Raw genomic sequence first — 5,478 nt, 5'->3', positions numbered from 1 at the left:
CGTACACCCTCGACCCGCCGCACCGCGCGCCGGTACGGTGCTTCTCGTCACGCGTCTCGCTTTTGTAGGATCTTCAACCCACTCCTCCCCATCCATCCCCTTTCCCCCACGTCCGTGAACGTCCCCTGATCCCTCCCCCGTGTCGCCGCCGACCCGGAACCCGCTACCTCGAACGACTCGGAACGATCGGAACGAAGCGGGATACAGCGGAATGCGGCGGAATGAATACGCCGCGGGCGCGCGTTGGCGCTCAACCGGAGTGTGTGTACGTAGCACTGTTCTCGTTCCCCGAGCAGCCGCGGCACCCGCTCCGAACGTCCCCCGACCTGGAGTACCCGTATGCCACCCGAGGCCCCCACCCACCTCCGACGGACCCTGTCGGTGAAGGACCTGATCGTCTACGGCCTGCTGTTCATCGGGCCGACCGCGCCCATCGGCGTATTCGGTGTCCTCGACGCCAAGAGCGGCGGCGCGACGGGCCTCGTGTTCATCGTCGCCACGGTGGCCATGGGCTTCACCGCCTGGTCGTACGCGCGGATGTCGGCGGCCGTGCCGCGGGCGGGCTCCGTGTCCGCGTACGCGACGGCGGGCCTCGGACGCTGGCCCGGCTTCTTCGCGGGCTGGATGGCGAGTCTCGACTACCTGTTCATCCCGGCCGTGGCGGCCCTGTTCACGGGCATCGCGACGCACTCGCTGGTGTCCGGCATTCCGACCTGGCTGGCGACGGGGGTGGCCATCGTCGTCTTCACCGCCCTGAACCTCGCGGGCGTCGGCATCGCCGCCCGGGTCGGCATGATCATGCTGGTCATCGAGGTCGTGGTGCTGGCGATTTTCATCGTCGGCGCGATCGTCGTGCTGGTGCACGACGGCCCCAGCAGGGGCTGGGCGAGTCCGCTGACCAGTACGGGGAACCTCGCGATCGGCGGCGTGCTCGGCGCGGTCTCGGTGGCGGTGCTCTCGTTCCTCGGCTTCGACGCGATCGCCAGCTTCGCCGAGGAGAACAGCGGCGGCTCCCGGCAGGTCGGCCGGGCCGTGCTGTTCTGCCTGGCGCTGGCGGGCCTGTTGTTCGTGGCGCAGACGTACCTCGCCGACCTCATCAGCGACGTGTCCCCGCAGCACCTGGCCGCCCACCCGTCCGACCAGGGCACGGCGTTCTACTCGATCATCCGCTCCGCGATCGGCGGCTGGCTCGGCACGACGGTCAGCGCCACGAAGGCCGTAGGACCGATCTTCTCCGCCCTGGTCGCGCAGGCCGCCGCGAGCCGCCTCATGTACGGCATGGCCCGCCAGGGCCACCTCCCGTCCTGGCTCGGCCGCATCAACTCCCGTACGCAGACCCCGCTCCCCGCGATCCTGCTGTCGGCGGGCGCGACGCTCGCCCTCTCCATCTGGGCCGCGACCCAGCCCAACGGGCTCGACACGCTGTCGTCCATGGTGACGGTGGGCGCGCTGTCCGCGTTCGTGCTGCTGCACGCCTCGGTGTTCGGCTACTTCGTGGTGCGGCGCGACAGCCGGGCGGCGTCGGCCGGCGCCCGGGTCGCCGCGGTCGTCGTCCCGGTCCTCGGCGTGGCGATCATCATCGCGCTGCTCGTGACGGCGAGCCATGTGGCCCTCGTCGTGGCCGCGTGCTGGCTCGCGCTGGGCATCGGTGTGGCGATCGCCCGGTACGCGACGGGCCACGGCGGAGACGGCAGGGGCAGCGCCCCGACGGAACCGACGGAGCCGGTGGGCGCGCCCACGCCCTGACCGGCGTGACGGGCCCCCCGGGGCGCGCGCGACGGCGGCCACGGGGCCCGTACAACTGCTCCCGAACGACTGTTCCCGTACTCCGTGCGAACTACCTGTACGGGCCGCCGCCGTCCGTTACTTCAAGGACCGGTGCGGCTTCGGCAGGACGACGTGCGACGGCGCCCGCCAGGCGCCGGGCGCCGTGGACGGGCTCGCCAGTGCGCCCGCGCCGCCCACGACCGGCAGTGTGATCCCGCTCGCCGCGAGGTCCACGGTCACGGAAGCCCCCGTGGCCCTGTCGCCCTGCACGTCGCCGTCCGTGCCGATGAGCACGAGCGCGAGCCGGTGCCCGGCCTTGAACCGGTAGTCCTGCGGGAGGGTGTTCCAGTTCACCGTGTAGTACGCGCCGGGCTTCAGCGCGCTCGGACTGCTGAGCGAGTTCCGGTTCTGGGCGTCGACATAGCCGCGGGCGACCACGTTGATGTCGGAGGTGACGGTGTCGGTGGCGACCTGCTTGTAGCAGGCGTCGTCGACCGCGGTGCTCTCGCCGTGGCAGTCCTCGGTGGTCAGCGTCTTCACGCCCTCACCGCCGCCGAGGTAGTTCACCCGGGTGTCCGTGCCGTAGTCCACGAGGAGCGCGCCGAGATTGGCGGTGGGCTTGTCGAGCTTGACGCGGAGGCCGACCTTCGGTGTGCCGGAGATCCGTACGTCCTCGGCGAGCGGCGCCGTGCTGTAGGCGAGGCGGTACGGCTCCGCCGTGGTCGGCGCGCTCACGACCGTGGACTCGGACTGCTCGGTGTCGCTGTACGTGCCGGTGCCGGAGGAGGCCTTCAGCCCGAGGGTGCCGTCCTTCTGCGGGCGCAGCGTGACGGGGGACGCGCCCGGCGCGGGCCAGTCGGACTGGGTGGTCCACTGGTCGGGGCCGGTCTCCAGGTCGACGCGCGGCTGCTTCATCACGTCGTTGGGTATCTTCCACAGCCAGTGGTCGAACCACTGGTGCAGTGTGTCCACCCAGGCGTCGCGCCGGTAGTCGAACGGGTCGACGTGCCCGTACTGGGACAGCCACACCTTGCGCGGCACGCCCTGCTTCGCGAGCGCGGACCACCAGGTGGAGAACTGGCTGGGCTTGACGTTGAGGTCGTTGAGGCCGTGGGTGGCGAAGACCGAGGCGTGCACCTTGCTCGCGTCGCCGACGGACCCGCTGACGTAGTTCCGCTCGTTCCAGAAGGCGTTGTAGTTCCCCGTCGCGTCGTCCTCGCCGGCCGCCAGCTGCTTGCGTACGGCGGCGCACTTGGCGGGCGGATCGGTGTCGACGGTCTGGGCGAGGCCCTCCTCCTCGCCCGGCGAGAAGAGGGTGCCGCCCATGCGGCTGTAGTCGTACCAGGAGCTGATCCCCGAGATCGGGACGATCGTGTCGAGGCCCTGGACGCCGGTCGCCGCGACGGCGTTGGCGAGGGTGCCGTCGTACGACTTGCCGATCATGCCGGTACGGCCGTTGGTCCAGTCGGCGCTGACCTGCTTGCCCTGGGCGTCGAAGGCCTTGGCCCGGCCGTTCAGCCAGTCCACGACGGCCTTGCCGCCGAGGACGTCGGAAGCGCCGCCGGACGTCGGGCAGCCCTGCGACTTGGTGGTGCCGTCCATGTCGACCTCAAGGACGGCGTAGCCGCGCGGCACGAAGTAATTGTCGTAGTAGAGGGGGAACTTGGCGGGGTCGCCCTGCGCGTCGTAGGTCTTGCGCTCGGACTCGTTGCCCCGGCCGAGGTTGTCGTAGTACGGGCTCTCGTCCATGATGACGGGGACCTTGAACCCGGGGCCGCTCTCCCGGGGGCGGATGATGTCGACCCGGATGAGGTCCTTCTTGCCGTCGCCGTCGGAGTCCACGCTCGACTGCACGTTGACGTACTCGCGGACGGCGTCCGCGTAGGAGAAGACGGGTTGGGTCCCGTCGGCGGTGACCCTGATGGAAGGTTTCTGCGCCGCGTGGGCGGCGGGCATGCCCGCCGCGGCGAGGGCGGCCGTGAGGGCGAGGGACGCGAGGCCTCTTCGCCGGGATGTGTTGCGCACGCACTACCTCCTGGAGTTGGCGCGCGCACTCTCCCGCGTACACCACCATCCCCACAAGACACATTCGCGCCAGCTGTGACCGCGCTGTGGTCCGAAGGCCGCGCGCGCGTTCGCGGGCATCGCGAGGGACACCACGGGCTCGGCCCCTCCCCCGGCGGAGCCGGACCGGAACCGGAGTCGCGTCGCAGCCGAACGGACACGGGCGGGCACGGACGGGAGCGGGCCGGCAGGCACAGGAGCAAGCGGGCACGCACGGGAACGGACAGGTGAGCCGGGGGTGCCGCGGCGGTACGGTCCGCGCTGCGGCCGGGCCGGGGCGCCAGCGGGGGCGCCACCCGGCTCGGGGGTGTAAGCAGGAAAGATGTTCCGGTACTCGTTCACCGCCTCGCCGGACACGGAGCAGGCCGGCGGGAGCATCCTGATCGTCGCGCCGCTGATGCTGATCGTGGCGATCCCGGTCGCGGACTACTACCTGCCAGGGGACGTGCACATCGCGCCGCTGCTGACCGTGGCGCCCACCTTCACTGCGGCGGTCGCGGGGGTCCGTACGACAGCGGCCGTCGGCGTGCTGGCCGTGGCGGCGCAGATCGGGGTCGGGCTCGAACGGCACTCCCTCGGGTCCGAGCAGGTCCTGCTGGAACTGTCGGCGCTCGTGCTGGTGTCCCTGCTGCTCATCCTCTTCTGCTACCTGCGAGAACGCCGGCAGGACCAGCTGAGACGGGCCCGGCTCATCTCCGACACGGCCCAGGCCGCGGTGCTGCGCCCGCTTCCCACGGACGCAGGCCCGCTGCGGATCGCCACCGAGTACCGTCCCGCCGAGACCGACACCAGGATCGGCGGGGACCTCTTCGCCCTCGCCCGCACCGCGCACTCGACCCGTCTGCTCATCGGCGACGTACGCGGCAAGGGCCTGGACTCGATCTCCGACACGACGATCATGCTGGGCGCGTTCCGGGCCGCGGCCCACCGGCAGGCGCCGCTGCCCGAGCTGGTCGCGTACCTGGAGGGCAGCGTGCACTGGGGGCTGGCCGAGCTGTCGGGCGTGGAGGCCGACGTCGGCGAGCGCTTCGTGACGGCGGCCGTGGTGGACATCCCGGACGACGATCCCGTCATCCACCTGGTGACCTGCGGCCATCCACCGCCGCTCGTGCTGTCCGGCGGTACGGCCACGCCGATGCGGGCCCGGCAGCCCGCGCCGCCGCTGGGCCTCGGGGGACTCGCGGACACCACGTACGCGGCCGAGAGCTTCCCCTTCGCACATGGCGACCAGCTGCTGCTGTACACGGACGGTGTCTCGGAGGCGCGCGACGGCGAGGGCGTCTTCTACCCGCTGCACGAGCGCGCCGCCAAGGCGGGCCAGGAGTCGTCGTGGTCGACGGGCGGCCCGCGAGCGCTCCTCGACCGCCTCACACGGGACCTGCTGGAGTACGCGCAGGGCCGGCTCGACGACGACATGGCGATGATCGCGGTGACCCGCACGGGGCCCGGACCGTGAGGTCCATAAGACCCCCGAGGTCCCTGATGCCTGTGATGTGTCTGAGGCCCCCGACACTCCTGAGGCCCCTGAGGTCTGTGGGGTCTGACGCCGGGGCGACACCCGTGGGGGGGGGGGGGGGGGGGGGGGGGGGGGGGGGGGGGGGGGGGGGGGGGCGGCGCGCGGGGGGGCGGGGGGCCCCCCCCCCGGGG

At 71.9% G+C, this 5,478-nt stretch carries 3 protein-coding genes; 2 read left to right on the top strand and 1 reads right to left on the bottom strand.

The features are described 5' to 3' along the window. The first annotated feature begins 339 nt into the window (after positions 1-339). Complete coding sequence (locus tag LCE31_RS35975) at positions 340-1,746, top strand: APC family permease (protein ID WP_225022078.1); 1,407 nt, start codon at positions 340-342, stop codon at positions 1,744-1,746. 117 nt (positions 1,747-1,863) lie between these two features. Here the strand turns inward: LCE31_RS35975 and LCE31_RS35970 are convergent, their stop codons facing one another. Next, positions 1,864-3,792: a Xaa-Pro dipeptidyl-peptidase gene (locus LCE31_RS35970; protein WP_225022076.1), complete on the bottom strand. Its 1,929-nt coding sequence runs from the start codon at positions 3,790-3,792 to the stop codon at positions 1,864-1,866. Positions 3,793-4,153: 361 nt separating this feature from the next. Here LCE31_RS35970 and LCE31_RS35965 point away from each other — a divergent pair, with 361 nt between their 5' ends. Further along, on the top strand, positions 4,154-5,287 hold the full coding sequence (locus LCE31_RS35965; protein ID WP_225022073.1) for a PP2C family protein-serine/threonine phosphatase: 1,134 nt from the start codon (positions 4,154-4,156) through the stop codon (positions 5,285-5,287). The last annotated feature ends 191 nt before the right edge of the window (positions 5,288-5,478 follow it).

This window comes from Streptomyces sp. 8L (assembly GCF_020176795.1).
Taxonomy (GTDB): domain Bacteria; phylum Actinomycetota; class Actinomycetes; order Streptomycetales; family Streptomycetaceae; genus Streptomyces.
The sequence above is the reverse complement of the archived record's forward strand: the minus strand, read 5'-3'. Positions and strand labels throughout refer to the sequence as shown.